The sequence below is a fragment of the Pseudonocardia terrae genome (assembly GCF_021343995.1).
GTDB lineage: Bacteria > Actinomycetota > Actinomycetes > Mycobacteriales > Pseudonocardiaceae > Pseudonocardia > Pseudonocardia terrae.
Genome location: NZ_JAJTTE010000001.1, coordinates 217283 through 239627 on the forward strand (window position 1 = coordinate 217283; position 22345 = coordinate 239627).

The 22345-nt window shown below is 73.5% G+C and carries 19 protein-coding genes; 13 read left to right on the top strand and 6 right to left on the bottom strand.

Features of this window, described 5'->3' with window-relative positions; genetic code table 11:
- Positions 1–99: 99 nt before the first annotated feature.
- Together LWC33_RS01015 and LWC33_RS01020 are read right to left on the bottom strand one after the other, a co-directional pair.
- Positions 100–2931: an aconitate hydratase gene (locus tag LWC33_RS01015; RefSeq protein WP_233302185.1), complete on the bottom strand. Its 2832-nt coding sequence runs from the start codon at positions 2929–2931 to the stop codon at positions 100–102.
- 248 nt (positions 2932–3179) lie between these two features.
- Complete coding sequence (locus tag LWC33_RS01020; protein ID WP_233302186.1) at positions 3180–4709, bottom strand: flagellar basal body protein FliL; 1530 nt, start codon at positions 4707–4709, stop codon at positions 3180–3182.
- 253 nt (positions 4710–4962) lie between these two features.
- Here LWC33_RS01020 and LWC33_RS35700 point away from each other — a divergent pair, with 253 nt between their 5' ends.
- The 9 genes from LWC33_RS35700 (at position 4963) to LWC33_RS01065 (ending at position 14664) form a co-directional block, all read left to right on the top strand.
- On the top strand, positions 4963–6288 hold the full coding sequence (locus LWC33_RS35700) for an NlpC/P60 family protein (RefSeq protein ID WP_233302187.1): 1326 nt from the start codon (positions 4963–4965) through the stop codon (positions 6286–6288).
- 282 nt (positions 6289–6570) lie between these two features.
- Entirely contained in the window at positions 6571–6726 is a 156-nt protein-coding gene (locus LWC33_RS01030) for a hypothetical protein (protein ID WP_233302188.1), read from the top strand.
- Between the two features lie 115 nt (positions 6727–6841).
- The gene (locus LWC33_RS01035; protein ID WP_233302189.1) at positions 6842–8932 is read left to right on the top strand and encodes an ABC transporter ATP-binding protein; all 2091 of its coding nucleotides are present in this window, start codon (positions 6842–6844) and stop codon (positions 8930–8932) included.
- Positions 8933–8945: 13 nt separating this feature from the next.
- On the top strand, positions 8946–10055 hold the full coding sequence (locus tag LWC33_RS01040; protein WP_233302190.1) for an AAA family ATPase: 1110 nt from the start codon (positions 8946–8948) through the stop codon (positions 10053–10055).
- On the top strand, positions 10052–11002 hold the full coding sequence (locus LWC33_RS01045; protein WP_233302191.1) for a DUF58 domain-containing protein: 951 nt from the start codon (positions 10052–10054) through the stop codon (positions 11000–11002). The genes LWC33_RS01040 and LWC33_RS01045 overlap by 4 nt, the downstream gene beginning before the upstream one ends.
- Complete coding sequence (locus LWC33_RS01050; RefSeq protein WP_233302192.1) at positions 10999–11994, top strand: VWA domain-containing protein; 996 nt, start codon at positions 10999–11001, stop codon at positions 11992–11994. Before LWC33_RS01045 ends, LWC33_RS01050 begins: the two co-directional genes overlap by 4 nt.
- Positions 11995–12056: 62 nt before the next feature.
- Positions 12057–12767, top strand: coding sequence for a 3-oxoacyl-ACP reductase FabG (gene fabG, locus LWC33_RS01055; protein WP_233302193.1), 711 nt, complete (start codon positions 12057–12059; stop codon positions 12765–12767).
- A 43-nt stretch (positions 12768–12810) separates the two neighbouring features.
- Positions 12811–13587 carry an enoyl-ACP reductase FabI gene (gene fabI, locus LWC33_RS01060; RefSeq protein ID WP_233302194.1) on the top strand — a complete coding sequence of 259 codons (777 nt, stop codon included), beginning with the start codon at positions 12811–12813 and terminating at the stop codon, positions 13585–13587.
- Positions 13588–13623: 36 nt separating this feature from the next.
- Complete coding sequence (locus LWC33_RS01065; RefSeq protein ID WP_233302195.1) at positions 13624–14664, top strand: ferrochelatase; 1041 nt, start codon at positions 13624–13626, stop codon at positions 14662–14664.
- A gap of 280 nt (positions 14665–14944) precedes the next feature.
- Here the strand turns inward: LWC33_RS01065 and LWC33_RS01070 are convergent, their stop codons facing one another.
- Positions 14945–16129 (bottom strand): FAD-binding protein, encoded by a 1185-nt coding sequence (locus LWC33_RS01070; protein WP_233302196.1) that lies wholly within the window; start codon positions 16127–16129, stop codon positions 14945–14947.
- A gap of 70 nt (positions 16130–16199) precedes the next feature.
- Between LWC33_RS01070 and LWC33_RS01075 the strand changes: the two genes are divergently transcribed.
- Entirely contained in the window at positions 16200–17057 is an 858-nt protein-coding gene (locus tag LWC33_RS01075) for a LysR family transcriptional regulator (RefSeq protein ID WP_233302197.1), read from the top strand.
- A gap of 114 nt (positions 17058–17171) precedes the next feature.
- On the opposite strand, the gene LWC33_RS01080 is transcribed toward LWC33_RS01075, so the two are convergent.
- Positions 17172–17960 carry an Rv1486c family protein gene (locus tag LWC33_RS01080; protein ID WP_233302198.1) on the bottom strand — a complete coding sequence of 263 codons (789 nt, stop codon included), beginning with the start codon at positions 17958–17960 and terminating at the stop codon, positions 17172–17174.
- Between the two features lie 168 nt (positions 17961–18128).
- Here LWC33_RS01080 and LWC33_RS01085 point away from each other — a divergent pair, with 168 nt between their 5' ends.
- From LWC33_RS01085 to LWC33_RS01095, 3 genes are all read left to right on the top strand, one after another.
- The gene (locus LWC33_RS01085; protein WP_233302199.1) at positions 18129–18968 is read left to right on the top strand and encodes a DUF3097 domain-containing protein; all 840 of its coding nucleotides are present in this window, start codon (positions 18129–18131) and stop codon (positions 18966–18968) included.
- Positions 18969–19038: 70 nt separating this feature from the next.
- Positions 19039–19470 carry an NfeD family protein gene (locus LWC33_RS01090; protein WP_233302200.1) on the top strand — a complete coding sequence of 144 codons (432 nt, stop codon included), beginning with the start codon at positions 19039–19041 and terminating at the stop codon, positions 19468–19470.
- A 14-nt stretch (positions 19471–19484) separates the two neighbouring features.
- Positions 19485–20699 (top strand): SPFH domain-containing protein, encoded by a 1215-nt coding sequence (locus LWC33_RS01095; RefSeq protein ID WP_233302201.1) that lies wholly within the window; start codon positions 19485–19487, stop codon positions 20697–20699.
- A 107-nt stretch (positions 20700–20806) separates the two neighbouring features.
- Here LWC33_RS01095 and LWC33_RS01100 read toward each other — a convergent pair whose 3' ends face one another.
- Positions 20807–21583 carry an energy-coupling factor ABC transporter ATP-binding protein gene (locus LWC33_RS01100; protein ID WP_233302202.1) on the bottom strand — a complete coding sequence of 259 codons (777 nt, stop codon included), beginning with the start codon at positions 21581–21583 and terminating at the stop codon, positions 20807–20809.
- Positions 21580–22344 (bottom strand): cobalt ECF transporter T component CbiQ, encoded by a 765-nt coding sequence (gene cbiQ / locus LWC33_RS01105; RefSeq protein WP_233302203.1) that lies wholly within the window; start codon positions 22342–22344, stop codon positions 21580–21582. Before cbiQ ends, LWC33_RS01100 begins: the two co-directional genes overlap by 4 nt.
- Position 22345 lies beyond the last annotated feature (1 nt).

The window sequence follows — 22345 nt, forward strand, 5'->3', positions numbered from 1 at the left end:
CGAAGGTCTGTCCGTCGTGCAAAGGCACGCGGATGATCTAGACGACGAAGGGCCCCGCACCCGTGAACCGGGTGCGGGGCCCTCGCGTCGGACCGTGGCTCAGGAGGCGAGCATGCCCCGGAGCACGTACTGCAGGATGCCGCCGTTGCGGTAGTAGTCCGCCTCACCGGGGGTGTCGATGCGGACGACCGCGTCGAACTCCACCTTCTCGCCGGAGTCCTTCGTGGCGGTCACCTTCACCGTGCGCGGGGTGCGGCCCTCGTTGAGCTCGGTGATGCCGGCGATGTCGTAGGTCTCGGTGCCGTCCAGGCCCAGCGACGAGGCCGACTCGCCCTGCGGGAACTGCAGCGGGATCACGCCCATGCCGATGAGGTTCGAGCGGTGGATGCGCTCGAAGGACTCCACGATCACGGCCTTGACGCCCAGCAGCGCGGTGCCCTTGGCCGCCCAGTCGCGCGACGAGCCCGAGCCGTACTCCTTGCCGCCCAGCACGACCAGCGGGGTGCCCGCGGCCGCGTAGTTCTGCGCGGCGTCGTAGATGAACGCCTGCGGGGCGCCGTCCTGGGTGAAGTCCCGGGTGTAGCCGCCGGAGACGTCGTCGAGCAGCTGGTTGCGCAGCCGGATGTTCGCGAACGTGCCGCGGATCATCACCTCGTGGTTGCCGCGTCGCGAGCCGAACGAGTTGTAGTCCTTGCGCTCCACGCCGTGCTCGTCGAGGTACTGCGCAGCCGGGGTGCCCGGCTTGATCGCGCCGGCGGGGGAGATGTGGTCGGTGGTGACCGAGTCCCCGAGCAGCGCGAGCACGCGGGCGCCGGTGATGTCCTCGACCGGGGCCGGCTCGCTCGCCATGCCCTCGAAGTACGGGGGCTTGCGGACGTAGGTCGACTCCTGGTCCCACTCGAAGGTCCGGCCCTCCGGCGTGGGCAGCGAGCGCCACCGCTCGTCGCCCCGGAAGACGTCCGCGTAGTCCTTGGCGAACATCTCCTCGGTGATGGCGTTGTCGATCGTCGCCTGGACGTCCTGCGCGGACGGCCAGATGTCGGCGAGGAAGACGTCCGTGCCGTCCGTGGCCTTGCCCAGCGGCTGCTGCTCGAAGTCGAAGTCCATCGTGCCGGCCAGGGCGTAGGCGATGACCAGCGGCGGGGACGCCAGGTAGTTCATCTTGACGTCCGGGTTGATCCGGCCCTCGAAGTTGCGGTTGCCGGACAGGACCGAGACCACGGCGAGGTCGGCCTCGTTGACCGCGGCCGAGATCTCCTCGGGCAGCGGGCCGGAGTTGCCGATGCAGGTGGTGCAGCCGTAGCCGACCAGGTGGTAGCCGAGCTTCTCGAGGTACGGCCAGAGGCCGGCCTTCTCGTAGTAGTCGGTGACGACCTGCGAGCCCGGCGCCATCGAGGTCTTCACCCACGGCTTGACCGCGAGGCCCTTGTCGACGGCGTTCTTGGCCAGCAGGGCCGCGCCCAGCATGACCGACGGGTTCGACGTGTTCGTGCAGGAGGTGATCGAGGCGATCACGACGGCGCCGTGGTCGATCTCGAACTCGTTGCCACCCATGGTGACCTTGGTCGGCTTGGTGGCCCGGCCCCCGGAACCGCGGGCGGCGGAGATCGGCGCGTGCGGCTTGCCGGCGTCGCCGTTGCCGTCGTGCGCCGGGGAGGCGGGGTCGCTGGCCGGGAAGGACTCCTCGCCGGCCTCGTCGACCGTGGAGCCCGACGACGCGGCGTCGTCCGGGTCGGTCTGGTCGGGCGCGGAGGCGTAGTCGACCAGGGACGACCGGAACGCCTCCTTGGCCTGCACGAGCTCGATGCGGTCCTGCGGGCGCTTCGGGCCGGCGATCGACGGGACGACCGTCGACAGGTCCAGCTCGAGGGTCTCGGAGTACCGCGGCTCGGCCTTCGGGTCGTGCCAGAGGCCCTGCTCCTTGGCGTAGGCCTCGACCAGCGCGACCTGCTCGGCGGAGCGGCCGGTGAGCTTGAGGTACCGGACGGTCTCGTCGTCGATCGGGAAGATCGCGGCGGTGGAGCCGAACTCCGGGCTCATGTTGCCGATGGTGGCGCGGTTGGCCAGCGGCACCGCGCCGACGCCCTCGCCGTAGAACTCGACGAACTTGCCGACGACGCCCTGCTTGCGCAGCATCTCGGTGATCGTGAGCACGACGTCCGTGGCGGTGGCGCCCGCCGGGATCTCGCCGGTGAGCTTGAAGCCCAGGACCTTCGGGATGAGCATCGAGACCGGCTGGCCGAGCATGGCGGCCTCGGCCTCGATGCCGCCGACGCCCCAGCCCAGCACACCGAGGCCGTTGACCATCGTGGTGTGCGAGTCGGTGCCGACCAGGGTGTCCGGGTAGGCCTGGCCGTTGCGGGCCATGACCGTGCGGGCCAGGTGCTCGATGTTGACCTGGTGCACGATGCCGGTGCCCGGCGGGACGACCTTGAACTCGTCGAACGCGCCCTGGCCCCAGCGCAGGAACTGGTAGCGCTCGCGGTTGCGCTCGTACTCGAACTCGACGTTGCGCTCGAAGGCGTCCGGCCGGCCGAAGATGTCGATGATCACCGAGTGGTCGATGACCAGCTCGGCCGGGGCGAGCGGGTTGACCTTCGACGGGTCGCCGCCCATCTCGGTCACGGCCTCGCGCATGGTCGCGAGGTCGACGACGCAGGGGACGCCGGTGAAGTCCTGCATGATCACGCGGGCGGGCGTGAACTGGATCTCGGTGTCGGGCTCGGCCGTCGGGTCCCAGTTCGCCAGCGCCCGGATGTGGTCGGCGGTGACGTTGGCACCGTCCTCCGTGCGCAGCAGGTTCTCCAGCAGCACCTTGAGGCTGTAGGGCAGTCTCTCCGAGCCCTCGACGGCCGAAAGCCGGAAGATCTCGTACTCGCTGCCCCCGACCCCGAGGGTTCCCTTGGCTCCGAAGCTGTCGGTACTGGCCACTGTCGGCTCTCCTCCTGGTGGCGTGGTGGGCGCGTCTTCTCGGGTGTCCCGCGGGAGTCTCGCGCACCGTGGGCTCCACGGCAGGGTGACCCCCGTCCCGCCCCAAACAGTACGCCTGTCCTATATACGGGGTCGAGCCAGGGGGTCGCAGGTCACGGGCGTACCCCGAAACCGGCCGGGAACGCGCGACGGCCCGGCGGCGCGGGTGCGCCGCCGGGCCGTCGGGTCGGGCGGTGGTGGGTCGGGCGTCAGTTGCCGGCGATCAGGGCGTCGAGATCACCGGGCCGCAGGGCGCCGAGCAGGTCGGCATAGAGCTGAACGACGGTCTGACCGGGGGCGACGTACCAGGACCCGCCGTCCTCGGTCGTGACCACCTTGACGTTCAGCACGGCGGTGGCCAGCCGGGGCGTCAGCTCCTGCAGGGCGGGGGAGGAGCCGACCTGGGCGCCCACGAGCGAGCCGAGCTGATTGGCGCACAGCTGCGGCGGTGCGCCCTCGACGCCGCTGATCGTCAGGCAGTCCCCGGTGCGGGTCAGGGTGACCTGCGCGCCGGCGCCGTCGTCGACGGTCAGGCTCGCCAGCGACAGCGCGGTGTGCCCCCGGACGTCGGTCTCGGTGGTCCGCAGGTCGACGATCCTCGCGCCCGTGGGCCGCGCGCCGGCCGCGCCGTCGACGAGGGCGGGTCCGGCCTCGTGCAAGGCAGCCATCTCGGTGGGATCGGTCAGCTCGATCACGCGGCGGACGTCGGCGTCGAGCGCGGCCTGGACCAGGTCGCGGACGGCGTCCTGCGCGGAGCCGGCCCCGCGGGCGTCGACCGATGTCGTGGGCCACGGCTCCGCGGCGTCGCGCAGCGCGTAGTCGGCGGCGGTGTAGAGGCCGCTGACGTACCACTCGCCGTCGAGCTGCACGGTGGCGATCCGGATCGGCCCACCCTGCTCGCGCACGACCTGTGCGATGTCGATCGTTCGCGGGACCTCCGCGGGTGGCGTGCCGTTCGGGTAGACCTTCGCCTTGAACGAGTCGGTGAACGGCAGGCTCGCCGGGTCCTGCGTCGTCGTGATCGTGCCGGCGACGAGCTTGGTGATGGTGACGTTCGGGCGGACCTGCTCGGCGCCCGCCTCGTCGAAGCGCAGCCCGGAGAAGGTCACGGTGTCGAGGCTCGCGTCGGCGCGGGCGTCGGGACGCAGGACGTCGAGGCGCTGCAGCTCCGTGGTGAGCACCGAGCCGAGGTCGGTGAGGAGCGTGGCCTCGTTCGGGGCGATCCGGGTGTAGACCCTCAGGTAGTCGCGGCCTTCCAGATCCTCGGCCAGCGCGGTGACCACGCCGTTCGGCGTGCTCGCGCCGCCGCTGCCGCCGAGCAGGGCCCACGCCGCCGCGCCCCCGCCCGCCAGGAGCGCGACCACCGCGACGATCGCGGTGATCAGCGGCCACCGCCGCTTCTTCGGCGAGGGGGCGCCGTCGCCGCCCCCGTACCCCGGCGGCGGCCCCCAGGTCGGTGGACCACCCCCGTACGGCGGAGCCGGGTACTGCGGGGTCGGGTACTGCGGGGTCGGGTACTGCTGGGTCGGGTACTGCTGGGTCGGATGGTGCGGGGTCGGGGCGGGGTGGTCCTGCCGGTACGGGTCGGGCGGTGCGCCCACACTCGGACCCTGGGCCCACTGCCGGTCGGCCCCGTGCCCGCCCGCCGCCTGGTGGCCCGCCCACTGCTGGTCGGACCGCTGAGGGTCGGGCCACTGCCGGTCCGCGGGGCCCCCGGGGTCCCGTCCGCCGTCGCTCACTGTTCCCACCCCTCGTCGGGCACCCGGGACCGGATGCGTCGGGAGGGATCATGGTGGACCCGCCGCTGCCCGAACAGGGTGGAAGTACCGAGATGCACTGCGTCTCTCGGTCCAGCGAGGAGGACTGCCTGCCCGGTGCACCATCCTCCGAGTGGAGGAAGTTGCCGCGGTGTACCGGCGTGGCGACCCGCCGTGACGACACGCCGGTGCCAAGGTGCCGACGATCCAGTCGATCAGCGGTGGGGGGAGAGCGGTGCGGATCGCGCGGGCGCTGCTGCTGGTCCTGCTCGTCACGCTGCTCACCGTGACCTCCGTGGCGACCGCCGGTGCCGCGCCCGACCCGACCCCGCCGCCGAACCCGAGCAACGAGGATCTCCAGCACAGCCGCGACGCGGTGAACGGTCGGGCCGCCGACGTCGCCCGGCTCACGCAGCGGCTCTCCGAGCTCCAGGCGGAGGCCGACGACCTGCAGATCCAGGTCGCCGAGCAGCACGAGTCCGCCAACCAGGCGCTCGACGTCCTGACCGGCGCCCAGGCCGAGGCCGACGCCGCGGCCGCGCGGGCCGACTCGGCCCGGGCCCAGACCCTGACCGCCGGCAAGGCCGTCGACGCCGCCCGCACCCGGCTCGACGACTTCGTCGCCGGCACCTACTCGCAAGGCCTCGACCTCGGGCCGATCGGACTGCTCACCACCGCGACCGGGCCGCAGGACCTCGTCGACCGGGCGCAGCTCACCGACGCCCTCGCCCAGCAGCAGGCCGCCGCCCTCGACGGCCTCGAGCGCGCCCGCGTCCAACAGGCCAACGCGGACTCCACCGCGCGGAAGGCGCAGGAGGAGGCCGAGCAGCGGCGGCAGGCGGCCGCCGACGCGAAGACCGCCGCGGACCAGGCCCTGGCCGGGGCCCAGCAGGCCGCGAACGAACAGGCACAGCGGCTGCACGCGGTCTCGGGCGAGCAGGCGCAGGTCCAGGCCCAGCTCGACGCCGCGGAGAACGCCGACGCCGGACTGCGCGCACAGCGGCAGCGGTTCCAGGACTGGCAGCGCGCGCAGGAGGAGGCCGAGGCCGCCCGGCAGCGCGCGGCGCGCGAGGAGGCCGCGCGGCGCGCGGGCTCGTCGGCGTCGGCGGCCCCGCCCACGACGCGTCGCACCGGGTCCGGTGCGGTGCAGACCGTGATCGACCGGGCGATGTCGCAGCTCGGCGTGACCTACGCCTGGGGCGGCGGCACGGCCCGGGGCCCGTCGCTCGGCATCCGCGACGGGGGCGTCGCCGACGCCTTCGGCGACTACCGCAAGGTCGGCTTCGACTGCTCGGGCCTGATGCTCTACGCCTTCGCCGGCGTCGGCGTGCAGCTGCCGCGCTACAGCGGCAACCAGCACGCCTACGGCGACCAGGTCCCGCTCGCGCAGATGCAGCCCGGGGACATGCTGTCGTGGGCCCGCAACGGCCGCGTCTACCACATCGCCCTCTACATCGGGAACGGGAAGATGATCGAGGCCCCGTACTCCGGCGCGTCCGTGCGGATCTCTCCCGTGCGATACTCGGGCGGTCTCATGCCGACCGTCTCCCGGGTGATCTAGCGCCCTCGCCGGCGCACCACCTTTCTCTCACGTCGGACACAGCCGACGCACAGGAATTCCGCTCCGTCCGTCTGATTGCGCGGGAACAGTCCCTTTCCGGTCACTTCACGACCGCTGTCGGAAGAATGCATTCGACCGATGTCCGAGCTGGCGGATTCCTGCCGGAATGCATGGGCCGTTCGAGTGATGACCGGCGGGAGTGGAAACGCGAGCGGGGGTATGCCGATATTCCCGACGGCGATCCCGAACCGGGGTCCCGTTCCCCACAAGAAAGGCAAAGAGATGTCTGCTCCGTGCGGCCACTGGGCCCCCAAGAAGCCGGTCAAGAAGTGGGAGCCGAAGCCGGAGTGCCACGAGGAGCCGAAGCCGGTCTCCTGGCACCACAAGAAGCACCACGAGGGGCGTCACTGCCCGCCCCCGGCGCACAAGGGCTGCTGACCTAGCAGTGGCAGCGGGGCCCGTCGCCCCGAGCGACGGGCCCCGTCCCGGACCGACCGGACCGACCGGGCCCCCGGCGGCCCGGTCGGGACCGAACGACCAGCTCAGGAAGGGTATGGGCACGACGAACAGCGAACCGGTGGATCCCGACGACGGGGCCTTGGTCGCGCAGTCCCGACCTGCCCGGCTCCGGACGGTCGCGGCCCGGTTCTGGCCGGACACCCGGCCCTACCGCGGACGGCTGCTGCTGAGCCTGCTCCTCGCCACGGCGGCCCCGGCGCTCGGCACGGCGAGCATCTACCTGTTCAAGGTGCTCGTCGACGACGTCCTCACCCCGCACGACTACCGGTTGTTCCCGCTCGTCGCCGGAGCTTATGTCGGCCTGACCCTGCTCGAGGGCGGAATCAATTTCTGTGACCAGTACCTGTCCACCTGGATCGGCGAGAGGTTCGTCGCGGACCTGCGTACGAAGCTGTACCGCCATCTGCACGGGCTGTCCCTGAGCTATTTCCAGAACATCCAGCTCGGCGACGTCCTCTCCCGCCTCACGGGCGACGTCGGGTCCATCGAGTCGCTGACGCTCTCGGGCGTCAACGTGGCGGTCACCTACGCGTTCCAGATCGTCTTCTACGCCACCGCGATGATCCTCGTGAACTGGCAGCTCGCGTTGGCCGCGTTCGTCGCCGCGCCGGGCTTCCTGCTCCTCGCGCGGACCTTCTCCCGGCGGATCCGCACCGCGTCCCGCGAGCGGCGCCGCCGCGCCGGCTCGCTCACCGCCGTGGCCGAGGAGGCGCTCGGCAACGTGGCCCTCGTCCAGGCCTACGACCGGCGCGAGCACGAGGTCGCCCGGTTCGAGCGGGAGAACCTGGCCGGTGTGCGGGCGCAGCTGCGGGCGACCCGTCTCGAAGCGCTGTACGCACCGTTCTCCAGCCTCCTCGAGACCGTCGGCGTCCTCCTCGTCGTGGGGCTGGCGGTGTGGGAGATCGCCCAGAACCGGGTCACGCTCGGCGGCCTGCTGGTCTTCGTCGCCTACCTCTCCCAGCTCTACGGACCGGTCAGCGGGTTCGGGAACCTCTGGAACGGGCTCTTCACCGCGGCCGCGGGTGCCGAGCGGGTCATCGAGATCCTCGACGAGCGGCCCGCGGTGGAGGAGAGCCCGGTCCCGCGCCGGCACGGCCGCGCGACCGGCGTGCTCGAGCTGCGCGACGTCGGTTTCACCTACGCCGGCGCGGAGCGCCCGACCCTGTCCGGGCTGCGGGCGGTGCTGGTGCCCGGCACCACGACGGCGGTCGTCGGGGCGAGCGGCGCCGGCAAGACGACCCTGACCACGCTGCTCCTGCGGTTCCACGACCCCGACCGCGGTGCCGTCCTGCTCGACGGGATCGACCTGCGCGACCTCGCGCTGGCCGACCTGCGTCGCAACGTCGCCGCCGTGCTCCAGGAGACCCTGGTGTTCGACGGCACGGTGGCCGAGAACATCCGCTACGGCCGGCCCGACGCCTCGGACGAGGAGGTCGTGGCCGCCGCCGTGGCCGCCGACGTCCACGAGTTCGTCTCGGCCCTCCCGGAGGGCTACGCCACCCGGATCGGGCAGCGCGGCCGGATGCTGTCGGGCGGCCAGCGCCAGCGCCTGGCCATCGCCCGCGCCATGATCCGCGACGCCCCCGTGCTGCTGCTCGACGAACCGACCACCGGGCTCGACGCCGAGTCGACCCGCCGGGTCCTCGGCCCCCTGCGGCGCCTCATGCGGGGGCGGACGACCCTCGTGATCTCGCACGACCTGCTCACCGTGACCGACGCGGACCGGATCCTCTTCCTCGACGGGGGCCGCATCACGGCGGCCGGCACCCACGCGGAACTGGTGGCGCACCACGAGCCGTACGCCCGCCTGTACCGGTCGCACCGTCCGGACGCGGCGGACGCGGCGGACGCGGCGGACGCGGCGGACGCGGACGCGGCCGCGGCGGCCCCGGCGGAGCCGCCCACCCGCGCGTTTGCGAGGGTGCCGGTGCGGCCGGGCCGGGTCCGGGCCGCGCTTCCGGCGGCGGGGGACGCGGCGGAGCCCTCGACCGAGCCGATGCGCGTCCGTGACGTCGAGTCGACGACCACCCGGCTGGCGCGGGTCGTTCCGCTGCGGCCCCGCCGGCGTCTCCCGCCGGAGCCGGTACGACCCGCTCACGGAGGGTTCACGGGCCGTCCGATGTGATGGGGAGGTGAGCGTGCACCCTTCTCCCGACCCGACGCCGCCCTCCGGGACCCCGGCGGCCCCCGCCGCCACCTCCACGCCGAAGGACGACGCCGAGCATCTCGAGCGCGCGGTCTTCGAGATCAAGCGGGTCATCGTCGGGCAGGACCGGCTGGTCGAGCGGATGCTCGTCGGGCTGCTCGCCAGGGGGCACCTGCTGTTGGAGGGCGTCCCGGGCGTCGCCAAGACGCTGGCCGTGGAGACGGTCGCCAAGGTCGTCGGCGGCTCGTTCGCGCGCCTGCAGTTCACCCCCGACCTCGTTCCGTCGGACATCCTCGGCACCCGGATCTACCGGCAGGGCCGCGAGGAGTTCGACGTCGAGCTGGGCCCGGTCGTCGCCAACTTCGTGCTCGCGGACGAGATCAACCGTGCCCCGGCCAAGGTCCAGTCCGCGATGCTCGAGGTCATGGCCGAGCGGCACCTGTCCATCGGCGGCCGCACCTTCCCCATGCCCGACCCGTTCCTGGTCCTGGCCACCCAGAACCCGATCGAGAACGAGGGCGTCTACCCGCTGCCCGAGGCGCAGCGGGACCGGTTCCTGTTCAAGATCATCGTGGAGTACCCGGGCGTCGAGGAGGAGCGCGAGATCGTCTACCGGATGGGCGCGACGCCCCCCGTGGCCGATCAGGTCATGGAGCCGGCGGAGCTCGTCCGGCTGCAGGGCGTGGCCTCGCAGGTCTTCGTGCACCACGCGCTCGTCGACTACGTCGTGCGGCTGGTCGTGGCCACCCGCACCCCGGCCGACCACGGGCTGCAGGACATCGCCGGCTGGGTCGCCTACGGCGCCTCGCCGCGCGCCACCCTCGGCATCGTCGCGGCCGCCCGGGCGCTCGCGCTGGTCCGCGGGCGGGACTACGTGCTGCCGCAGGACGTCCTCGACGTCGCGCCGGACGTGCTGCGCCACCGGCTCGTGCTCTCCTACGACGCCGTCGCCGACCAGGTCCCGATGGAGCACATCCTGCAGCGCGTGCTGCAGACCGTCCCGCTGCCGCAGGTCACCGCCCGGCCGCAGGCCCAGCCGGCCGCCCCGGCTCCCGCGGCTGCGCCGGCGGCCGCCTACCCGCCGGCGCCCGGTTCGTCGTGACCGCCCCGAGCCCCGCGGGCCCGCGGGTGGGCCACCCGGGCCCGCCGTCGTTGCGGGGCGGGAACCTCGAGGCGGCGCTGCGCGCCCTGGAGCTGAGCGTGCGCGGCCGGCTCGACGGGCTGCTGCAGGGCAACCACCTCGGCCTGCTGCCCGGCCCCGGGTCGGAGCCGGCGGAGGCCCGGCCCTACCGGGCGGGCGACGACGTCCGGCGGATGGACTGGGCCGTCACCGCGCGGACCACCGAGCCGCACGTCCGCGAGACCATCGCCGACCGCGAGCTCGAGACCTGGGCCGTCGTCGACCTGTCGCCGAGCCTCGACTTCGGCACGGCGGACTGCGAGAAGCGCGACCTGGCCGTGGCCGCGCTGGCCGCGGTCGCGCACCTGACCCGCGGCGGCGGGAACCGCATCGGTGCGATCGTGTCGACGGGGGCCGAGACCGTCCGGATCCCCGCCCGCGGCGGGCTCGCCCACACGCGGATGGTGGTGCGGCGCGTCGCCGAGGTGCCCCGGGCCGGGGACGGCACGCGCGGCGACCTCACCGCGGCCCTCGAGCAGCTGCGCCGGCCGCCGCGCCGGCGCGGCCTCGCGGTGGTGATCTCGGACTTCCTCGGCGAACCGGACTGGGAGCGCTCGCTGCGTGGCCTCGGGGCCCGGCACGACCTGCTCGCCGTCGAGGTCCTCGACCCGCGCGAGCTGGACCTGCCCGACGTCGGCACGGTCGTCCTGGCCGATCCGGAGACGGGCCGGCAGCGCGAGGTCGAGACCACGCCGCTGCTGCGGCGCGAGTACGCCGCGGCCGCGTCGGAGCACCGCGACCGGGTGGCCGACGCGCTGCGCCGCTGCGGGGCCGCGCACCTGCGGCTGCGCACCGACTCGGACTGGATCTCGGACATCGTGCGGTTCGTGCTGGCCCGCAAGCGGACCCGGTCGGGAGGCGGGCGGTGACCTTCGCCTCGCCCTGGTGGCTGCTCGGGCTGCTGGTCGTCGCGGCCCTGGTGGCCGCGTACCTCGTACTGCTGCGAAGGCGGCGCCGGGACGTCGTCCGGTTCACCAACCTGGAACTACTGGAGAAGGTCGCCCCGAAGCGGCCGGGCTGGTACCGGCACGTCCCCGCAGCCGCCCTGCTCGCCGCGCTGGCGGTGCTCACGGTCGCGCTGGCGGGGCCGCAGGCGGAGGCCAAGGTCCCGCGCAACCGGGCGACCGTGATGCTGGTGATCGACGTCTCGCTGTCGATGCAGGCCACGGACGTCGAGCCGACCCGGCTCGCGGCGGCGCAGGCCGCGGCCAAGTCGTTCGCCGACCAGCTCACGCCCGGGATCAACCTCGGGCTGGTGTCGTTCGCGGGCACCGCGGCCGTGCTGGTCTCGCCGACCACCGACCGCAACGCCGTCAAACGGGCCGTGGACGGCCTCAAGCTGTCCGAGTCCACGGCGACCGGCGAGGCGATCTTCGCGTCGATGCAGTCGATCGAGTCGTTCTCCCAGTCCGTCGCGAGTGCGGGCGGCGCAGGGGCCCAGGAACCGCCGCCACCCGCCCGGATCGTGCTGATGAGCGACGGCAAGCAGACGGTCCCGGGGCCGGACGGGGAGAACGAGCCGCGCGGCTCGTTCACCGCGGCCCGGCAGGCCGCGGAGGCCAAGATCCCGGTCTCCACGATCTCGTTCGGCACCGAGTACGGGACGATCGACATCGAGGGCGGCCGCACCCGCGTCGCCGTCGACGACGCCTCGATGAAGCAGATCGCCGACCTCTCCGGCGGCCAGTTCTTCACCGCCGCGAGCGAGGACGAGCTGCGCCGGGTCTACGCCGACCTGTCCGAGCAGATCGGCTACGAGGTGCGCCGCGTCGACACCAGCCGGCCCTGGCTGGCCGGCGGGGCGCTGCTGCTGGTGGTCGGGCTCGGCAGCGGGCTGGTGCTGGGCCGCCGCCTGCCGTGACGCGCGTCGCGGACGGCGGCGCGCCCCGTGCGCAGAGCGGCCGTGCACTAGGTTCTGTGCCCGTGGGTAGGAGCGTGCTGGTCACCGGAGGAAACCGCGGCATCGGCCTGGCGATCGCGGAGGCGTTCGCGGCCCAGGGGGACCAGGTGGCGGTGACGTACCGCAGCTCGGCGGAGGGGCTCCCGGGGGAGCTGCTGCCGGTGCAGTGCGACGTCACCGACGCCGCCGCCGTCGACGCCGCGTTCACGACGGTCGAGGAGAAGTTCGGGCCGGTCCAGGTGCTCGTGTCCAACGCCGGGGTGAACGACGACGGCCTGCTGATGCGGATGAGCGAGGAGTCCTTCACCTCGGTGCTCGACGCCAACCTCACGGCCGCCTACCGGGTGGCCAAGCGGGCGTCGCGCGGGATGCTGAAGGCGCGCGGCGGGCGCATGATCTTCATCTCGTCGGTGGTCGGGCTGCTGGGCAGCGCGGGCCAGGTCAACTACGCGGCCTCCAAGGCCGGCCTGGTCGGGCTGGCCCGGTCGGTGGCCCGCGAGCTCGGGTCGCGTGGCATCACCGCCAACGTCGTCGCCCCCGGCTTCGTCGACACGGACATGACCCGCGCGCTCTCCGAGGAGCGGCGCGCCGAGATCACCAAGCAGGTGCCGCTGGGCCGCTACGCCTCCGTCGAGGAGGTCGCCTCGGCCGTCACCTGGCTCGGTTCCGAGCAGGCCGGCTACGTCACCGGGGCGGTCATCCCGGTCGACGGCGGCCTCGGCATGGGCCACTGAGCTCCACCTCCCCGAACTCCCGAACGACGGCGAAAGGGTCCTGATGGGACTGCTCGAGGGCAAGAAGCTGCTGGTCACGGGCGTGATCACCGACGCGTCGCTGGCGTTCCACGCGGCGAAGATCGCGCAGGAGCAGGGCGCCGAGGTCGTGCTCACCGGGTTCGGCCGCATGCGGCTGGTGGAGCGGATCGCGCAGCGGCTGCCGAAGCCCGCCCCGGTCGTCGAGCTCGACGTGGCGAACCAGGAGCAGCTCGACTCCCTGGTGGAGCGGGTCTCGCCGCACCTGGGGGACTCGCCGCGCCTCGACGGCGTCCTGCACTCGATCGGCTTCGCGCCGGCGTCCTGCCTGGGGGAGGGGGCGTTCCTCACCGCGCCGTGGGAGGACGTCGCCACGACCATCCAGGTGAGCGCGTACTCGTTCAAGTCGCTGTCCACCGCGCTGCTGCCGCTGCTCGGGCCGGGGGCGTCGATCGTCGGGATGGACTTCGACAACCGCCAGGCCTGGCCGGCGTACGACTGGATGGGCGTCGCCAAGTCGACGCTGGAGTCCGTCACCCGCTACCTGGCGCGTGACCTGGGTCCGCAGGGGATCCGGGTCAACCTGGTCGCGGCCGGCCCGGTGAAGACCATGGCCGCCAAGTCCATCCCCGGCTTCTCGGCGTTCGAGGACAACTGGGACTCGCGTGCCCCGCTGGGCTGGGACGTCAGCGACCCGGTGCCCGTCGCCAAGACCGTGTGCGCCGTGCTGTCGGACTGGCTGCCCACCACCACCGGGTCGATGGTGATGGCGGACGGCGGGTTCCACGCGGTCGGGGTGTGACGGGCGGGGCCCACGGCCGCGCGGTTGAATGAGGCCGTGGGTTCGTCCTCCGATTCGTACGACGCGCTGCTCCTGCTCTCCTTCGGCGGCCCCGAGGGGCCCGACGAGGTGCGCCCGTTCCTCGAGAACGTGGTGCGCGGCCGCGGGGTGCCGCCGGAGCGGCTCGACGCCGTCGAGGAGCACTACCGGCACTTCGGCGGCGTCTCGCCGATCAACGCCCGCAACCGGGAGCTGATCGCCGCGATCCGGTCGAGGACGGACCTGCCGGTGTACTTCGGCAACCGCAACTGGCACCCGATGGTCGAGGACACCGTCGCGGAGATGACCCGCGACGGCGTCCGGAGCGCGCTCGTGTTCGCCACCAGCGCGTACGGCGGCTACTCGGCCTGCCGGCAGTACGACGACGACATCGCGCGCGCCCGTGCCGCCGTCGGTACCGACGCCCCGCACCTGACCAAGCTGCGGCACTTCTTCGACCACCCGCTCTTCGTGCAGGCCAACGCCGACGCCGTGCGTGCCGCGCTCGCGACCGTCCCGGCCGGGGCGCGGGTCGTGTTCACCGCGCACTCCATCCCGGTGGCGGCCGACGCCGCGGCCGGCGTGCCGGAGGAGGGCGGGCACCGCTACTCGCGGCAGATCGCGGAGGCAGCACGACTCGTCGCGGCGGAGCTCGGGATCACCGAGTACGACGTCGTGTGGCAGTCCCGGTCCGGCCCGCCCCAGGTCCCCTGGCTGGAGCCGGACATCGTCGACCACGTCGAGACGTTGCACACCAAGGGCGTCGAGGCGGTCGTCGTGGCCCCGGTCGGTTTCGTCTCCGACCACGTCGAGGTCGTCTGGGACCTGGACAACGAGGCCGCGGAGAAGGCGGCGGAGCTGGGCATGTCCTTCGCCCGGGCCGCCACCGCCGGCCCCGACCCCCGCTTCGCCGACATGGTGGTGGAGCTGATGGCCGAGCATCTGTCCGACGTGCCCGCCCGATCGCTCGGCGGGGTCCCGCGGGCGGGCTGCACGACGGACGGCGCCCCCTGCGCGCTGAACTGCTGCGAACCCGCCCGCCGCCCCACCCGCCCGTAACCCCCCGCCCGCGAGCCGCGCTGTGGGCTCCCGCGAGTCGCGCTGTGGGCTCCCGCGAGTCGGGCTGTGGGTTTCCGCGAGTCGGGCTGTGGGTTTCCGCGAGTCGGGCTGTGGGCTTCCGCGAGTCGCGCTGTGGGCTCCCGCGAGTCGCGCTGTGGGCTCCCGCGAGTCGGCAGTGTCGCCCCACCGAGTTGCACATCCCGGAAGGTCCCGGATGTGCGACTCGGCTGCCCGGCACCGCCGACTTGCGCGGGACCCGGCCGGCGGATGCCCACAGTGACTAGTCCGTGGTCCGGGAGAGGCCGTAGCAGAACGTCCAGGCCCGTCCGAGGTCGTCAGCGGCGAAGGGGCGGAAGAGGTCCTCGTGCAACGCGCGAGCGGCCGTCTCGTCCGGACCGTCGAGGACGGTGACGGTCCGCACCAGGTACCCGGCCTCCCGGGCGCTCGCGGGAACCGTCCGGCCCCGGCCGTACGCCCCGCCGAGACGGCGTACCTCCACGACCGAGGGGACCGGAGCCGACGGGCCGGTCAGCGCCGGAATCGCCCGCAGGGCGTCGCGGTCGAGGGTGCGGAGCAGCCGGGCGTCGCCGGCGTAGGGCTCGGGTTCCGTGGGGTCGTGATGGATCGCGTGCGACTCGGCGGCGGGGAGCCACCCGAGATGCTCGTGGATCACCGGTCCCAGCTCGCGCAGGGGCCGGACGAGCTCCGCGGCGTCGACCGTGGCGGCGAGCGTGATCATCGCGATGTGCCGCCCGCGGAACGGCGGCGGCAGAGTCGGGTCGTCGGCGAACGGCACGAGGGAGATCCCGGTCGTCACCTGCTCGGGAAGGTCCGCGCTCCAGGCGGCCCAACCGTCGAGCACCGCGGGCGTGACCTCGACGGCGAGCGAACCGCCCCAGATCCCGGCGAGCTCGACCAGCTCGATCTCGACGGCGGTGACGACGGTGCCGCCAGCCGGCGGCCGGTCGAGTGTGACCGCCTCGCCGGACGGGGCGACGCCCTCGACCCGGCGGACGCGGTCGGCGGCGAACCCGAACGTACGGCCGAGCAGGCCGAAGCCGCCGCCGAGGAGATAACCGACCACACCGACGCCGGGGGAGCTCCCACTGAGCGGGGCGAGGCCGTGCGGGCTCGCGGCGGCGACGACGTCTGCCCACCTAGCGCCCGCCTCGACCCGGGCGCACCGCGTGGCGGGATCAACGGTGACCTCCCGCATCCGACGGGTGCTGATCAGCATTCCGCCCTCGAGCGGGGCCGCGAGGCCGTGGCCGCTGGACTGCACGGCGAGGGCGAAGCCCCGGTCGCGGGCGTGGTGGACGGCGGCCTGGACGTCGGCCGCGGTGGCGGCGGCGACCACGAGGTCCGGACGGTGTGCGCGGGCGGCCTGGAAGCCGCGGCGCTCGGCGTCGAAGCCGGGGTCGCCGGGACGGAGCATGGTGCCGATGAGGGTGCTCGTCGTGGACATGTCTCCACCCTCGACGGCGCGGGGTGAGAAGTCCAAGAGATGGATCGTCTCACCGCTAGCATGCTCGGTTATGGAGCTGCGTCAGCTGCAGTATCTGGTCGCGGTGATCGAGGAGGGGACGGTCACGGCGGCGGCCGCCAGCCTGCACGTCGCCCAGCCCGGGGTGAGCGCCCAGCTCAAGCAACTGGAGCGCGAGCTCGGCGAGCCGCTGCTGACCCGCACCTCCCGGGGCGTCACGCCGACGGCGGCGGGGGAGGCCGTGCTGCCCTACGCGCGAGCGGCGCTGGCCGCCGTGGAGGGGGCGCACCTGGCCGTCGACGAGCTGAAGGGCCTGGTCCGCGGGCGGGTGGCGGTGGGGATGGCGCCGTCGCTGGCGGCGACCGATCTGCCGGACCTGCTGGCCGAGTTCCGGCGCGCACACCCCGCGGTGGAGATCTCGCTGCGCGAAGGGACCTCGGACGCACTGCTCGCGCAGCTGGTCGTGGGGGAGGTGGACCTCGTGTGGGCGGGTGTCTCGGGCGACCCGCCCACCGGCGTCGCGACGCGGACGATCACCGACCAGGCTCTGGTGGCGGTCGGGGTGGAAGCGGACGAGGTGCGCCTGGACGAGCTGGTCGAGCGGCCCCTGATGTGCATGTCGCCGGGGACGGGGCCGCGCGGGGCCTTCGACGCGGCGTGCGCGGCCGCGGGGGTGCGACCGTCAGTGGCCTTCGAAGCAGGGGATCCGCTGTTGCTGGCGCGCCTGGCCGGACGGGGCCTGGGCGTCGCGGTGCTGCCGGAAGGCGCGGTGCGAGCGGCGGGGCTCGACGTCGGCGCCGCGCGTCTGGCGCCCGAGGCGCGCAGCCGGATCGAGCTGGCCTGGCGGGCGGAAGGACCCAACAGTCCCGCCGCGCGGGCGCTCGTCGCCGCGGCCCGGGAGCGCGGCTGAGTCCCCGCGAGTCGGCACTTCCGGGGCGCCGAACCACAAACCCGGGACGGACCGAGAAGTGCGACTCGGCCGCTTGAACCGCCGACTCGCGGAAGCTGACAGCGCGACTCGCGGCTACGGGGTGGGGGCGTAGGTGCGGACCGCCTCGGCGACCGCGGCGCGGCGGGCGACCCGGACGGCGGTGTCGAGGGGGCGCAGGGCCTCGCGACGGGCGGTGGCGGCGGAGGCCGAGAGGGCACCGCCGGGCTCGTCGGCCGAGGCGGCGGCCAGGATCGCCTCCACCTCGTCCGCCTGCTGCAGCACCCGCAGCGCGCGCCCCGGCATCCCCGCAGGCCAGTGCGTGGCCGGCCGGGCGCGCAGGGCGGCAGCGATCTCCTCGCGAACCCCGGGCCGGTGCCGGGCGACCCCGAGGTCGGTGAGGATCGACGTCGACTCCCGCACCTGTGCCCGCAGCTCGTGCTCGGCCTCGGCCAGCGGCACGTACTCGGCGGGCGGCACCGGGGCGGGGACGGGGTGCACGGTCCAACGCAGGACGCCGTCGGCGATCGGGCTCGGCACCACGCCCAGCCCCGCCTCGGCGTACAGCACGCCCTCGCCGGCCGCGATCGCCGCGCTGGTGAAGGAACCGGGCCCGGGCAGGCCGCGGATGTCCCCGGGCACCGGGAGCACGAGCCGGCCGGCACCGCGCGGCGCGCGGCGGAGGGCGGCGAGCAGGAAGGTCAGCGACGAGACGGGCGAGCCGGGGGCGGGGAGATCCGTGGCGGCGGCGGTGGCCTCGTCGGCGGCGACGACGTCGTGCGCCTCGGCCCAGGGGGTGAGCGCGTCGAGCACGTCGTCCGGCGCGGCGGACCCGGCCAGCCAGGCCGAGGACCACACCGCGAAGGTGGCGGAGGAGCGGGGCACGAACGCCAGGCTAACCACGGGCGACGGGAACCCGGCCTCTGCCGTGCGGGTGACGCTGCGTGACGTTCGGTGAACGGCCCCCGGTCGGCGGCACGCGGGATGCGCTCTTCGGGCGCCCCTCCGCGTGTCGGTCGCGACCCGGTGTGCGCCTTGGGATACAACCCGGACATGCCCGCACCCCGCACGCACGACTACCGCGGCGCGTTCGGCGCCGACGGGACCCGGGTCCGCTCACGGAAGGAGATCCCGGAGGTCCCCGCCGAACCCGGCCTCGTGGTCGAGGACCCGGCGAGCGGCTTCTGCGGCGCGGTGGTGAAGGTCGACGTCCGCGAGGTCACCCTCGAGGACCGGTTCGGCGCCCGACGCGTGTTCCCCCTGCGCCCCGCCGCCTTCCTGTTCGAGGGCCGGCCGGCCACCCTGGTGAAGCCCGCCGCCGCGCCGACGGGACCCGTCCGCTCGGCGTCGGGCTCGGTGAAGGTGCAGAACCTCAAGGCCCGCACCGCCAGGGCGGCGCGAATCTGGGTCGAGGGCATCCACGACGCCGCGCTGCTGGAGACGGTCTGGGGGCACGACCTGCGCGTCGAGGGTGTCGTCGTGGAGCCGCTGCACGGCGTGCACGACCTCGCCGCGGCGGTTCGCGAGTTCGGCCCCGCCCCGCACCGTCGGCTCGGGATCCTCGTCGACCACCTCGTGGCCGGGAGCATGGAGACCCGCCAGGCCGCGTCGGTCATGAACGATCTGGCTGCGGGGCCGAACGTGCTGGTCACCGGCCATCCGTTCGTCGACGTCTGGGAGGCGGTCAAGCCGCAGGCCGTCGGGATCCGGGCGTGGCCGACGATCCCGCGCGGCACCGACTGGAAGACGGGCGTGTGCGAGGCGCTGCGCTGGGGTGAACCCGCCGACGGCGCGCGCCGGGTGCTCGGTGCCGTGAAGTCCTTCCGCGACCTGGACCCGTCGCTGATCGGCGCCGTCGAGCAGCTGATCGACTTCGTGACCCAGGAGGGCTGAGCCCGACCGTTGTGCGACCGAAATGATCATTTCGGTCACCCCGGACCGTGGTCTCTGCCATCCTGGCTGCATGGTTCCGCTGATCTGGCTGATCGCCGGGATCGCCCTGCTCGCCGGCGAGATGCTGGCAGGGGAGTTCGTGCTGGCGATGCTCGGTGGCGGCGCGCTCGTCGCGGCGGGGGGCGCGGCGGTGTTCGGCCTGGGCTGGCTGGGCAGCACGCTGCTGTTCGCGATCGCCTCGGTGCTGCTCCTCGCGGGAGTGCGGCCGGTGCTGCGGCGCAAGGCGCAGAAGTCGGTGGAGGGCTACGTGCACCACACCGACAAGATCGTCGGGGGTTCCGCCGTGGTCTCGCGGCGGGTCGACGGGCACGGCGGCCGCGTGCGGATCGGGCCGGACGAGTGGTCCGCCCGCTCCTTCGACGGCGAGCAGGTCATGGAGCCCGGCGACCGGGTGACGGTGGTCCGCATCGAGGGCGCCACCGTGCTCGTCCTCGCCGAGTAGACGGGGGAAGGGACATGGAGACGGTGAACGTCGGACTGCTCGTCGTGATCGTGGTGATCGTGCTGTTCGTGATCATCACGCTGGCGAAGGCGGTGCAGATCATCCCGCAGGCCACGGCCGCGGTGGTGGAGCGGTTGGGCCGGTACAAGACCACGCAGAACCCGGGGCTCGCGTTCCTGGTGCCGTTCGTCGACCGGATCAGGGAGCGGATCGACCTGCGCGAGCAGGTGGTGTCCTTCCCGCCCCAGCCGGTGATCACGCAGGACAACCTGACGGTGAACATCGACACCGTCGTCTACTTCCGGGTCACGGACCCCAAGTCCGCGGTCTACGAGATCTCGAACTACATCGTCGGCGTCGAGCAGATCACCACGACCACGCTGCGCAACGTCGTCGGCGGCATGACGCTGGAGGAGACGCTCACCTCGCGTGACCAGATCAACACGGTCCTGCGCGGCGAGCTCGACGACGCCACCGGTCGCTGGGGCATCCGGGTCGAGCGCGTGGAGATCAAGGCGATCGACCCGCCGTCCTCCATCCAGGAGTCGATGGAGCGGCAGATGAAGGCGGACCGCGAGAAGCGGGCCACCATCCTCACTGCCGAGGGCCAGCGGGAGGCTGCGATCCGCAGCGCGGAAGGCCAGAAGCAGGCGCAGATCCTCACCGCGGAGGGCTCCAAGCAGGCGGCGATCCTCAACGCCGAGGCGGAGCGGCAGTCCCGGATCCTGCGGGCGCAGGGCGAGCGGGCGGCGCAGTACCTGCGGGCACAGGGTGAGGCGAAGGCGATCGAGAAGCGGTTCGCCGCGATCAAGGCCGGCCGGCCGACGCCCGAGCTGCTCGCCTACCAGTACCTGCAGACCCTGCCGCAGATGGCCGCGGGCGAGGCGAACAAGGTGTGGCTGGTGCCGTCGGACTTCGGCAAGGCGCTCGAGGGCTTCACCAGGATGCTCGGCGCCCCCGGTGAGGACGGCGTCTTCAAGTACACCCCGTCGCCCGACGACGGTGTGCGCTCGGTCCCCGAGGAGGACGAGGAGTCCGTCAAGGACTGGTTCGACACCACCGGCGACCCGGAGATCGCCCGGCAGGTCGCCGCGGCCACGGCCGAGGCGACGCAGCACGTGCCGGCGATCGGGGAGGAGGCCCGCCACGCCCTGGGCGCGGGCGAGGCTCCGCCGCCCAACGGCGTCCCGCCCCGTGGCGACTGGTCCGAGGAGGCCCCGCCCCGCTGAGCCGCGTCATGGAACCATAGTGCGCGGTAGGCCAGCGATTCTGCGCATCATGGTTCCATAACGCGCAGAAATCCGGTCGAAATTCGCGTTATGGTTCCGTACTGCGATCAGGACAGCGAGAAGCCGAACGGGAGCTCCAGGCGGTGCCGCTCGAGCAGGGCGCGGTCGGCCAGGAGCTGCCGGGTGGGGCCGTCGGCCACGACAACGCCGTCGTCGAGCACCACGCTGCGCGGGCAGAGCTGCAGCGCGTAGGGCAGGTCGTGGGTGACCATCAGCATGGTCCGGCCCAGGCCGAGCAGCACCTCGGCGAGCTCGCGGCGGGCGACCGGGTCGAGGTTCGACGAGGGCTCGTCGAGCACCAGGATCTCGGGATCGCAGGCCAGCACGGTGGCCAGCGCGACCCTCCGGCGCTGCCCGCCGGACAGGTGCAGTGGCGAGCGGTCGGCGTGCTCCTCCATCCCGACGGCGGCCAACGCCTGGTCGACCCGTTCCGCGAGCGCCGGCCCGCCGAGCCCGAAGTTGGCCGGGCCGAAGGCGACGTCCTCGCGGACCGAGGGCATGAAGAGCTGGTCGTCGGGGTCCTGGAACACGATCCCGACCCGGCGGCGGATCTCCTGCACGTGCTGCTTGGTCACGGGCAGGCCGCCGACCTCGACGGTGCCCTCGCCGGGCGCGAGGATCCCGTTGAGGTGCAGCACCAGCGTCGTCTTGCCGGCGCCGTTCGGCCCGAGCAGCGCGACCCGCTCGCCCGGCTCGATCCGCAGGTCCACCCCGTGCAACGCCTGGTGGCCGTCCGGGTAGGCGAACAGCAGGTCGCGCACCAGCAGCGACGGCGGTGTGGCGGCCGCGTCGCCGGGGGCGCGGAGCGGGTCGGCGAGGGTCATGCGATCACCCATCCGGTCACGGCCAGCGCCGCGGCGACGGCGACCGGCGCCAGCCCGGCGGCCCAGTCCCGCCGGGTCGTGCGGTTCTCGGCGAGCACCGGCATCGCGCCCGACCAGCCGCGGGACAGCATCGCCAGGTGCACGCGCTCGCCCCGCTCGTAGGAGCGCACGAACAGCGCCCCGATGCCGCGGGCCGTGGCGCCGGCCTGCCACAGGAAGCGCGGATCGTGCCCGCGGGCGACGCGGGCCAACCGCATCCGCCGGGCCTCCCCGGCGATCACGTCGATGTACCGGAGCATGAGCGTCGCGATCGTGGTGACCAGGGCCGGGGCGTGCAGCCGCTGCAGGCCCACGAGCAGGTCCCGCATCGGCGTGGTGGCGGCCAGCGTGAGCGAGGTGAGGACGCCGAGGGTGCCCTTCACGAGGATGTTCCAGGCGCCGAGCAGGCCGGGCTCGGACAGCGACATCCCCAGCCAGTCGATCCGCGGGTCCGGGCCGGTGATCGGCAGCAGTACCGCGAGCACCACGAACGGCAGCTCGATCACCGAGCGGCGCAGGATCCAGCCGACCGGGATGCGGGCCGCGACCCATACGCCGACGAGCAGCACCAGGTAGCCCGCGAAGACCGCGAAGGCCTCCCGCGGCGTGGCGACCACGCACACCACACCGAGGAACGCGGCCACGATCTTCACCTGCGGCGGGAGCCGGTGGACCGGGGAGTCGCGGTGCAGGTGCAGCGGGTGCGCGTGGCCCGCGCCCACC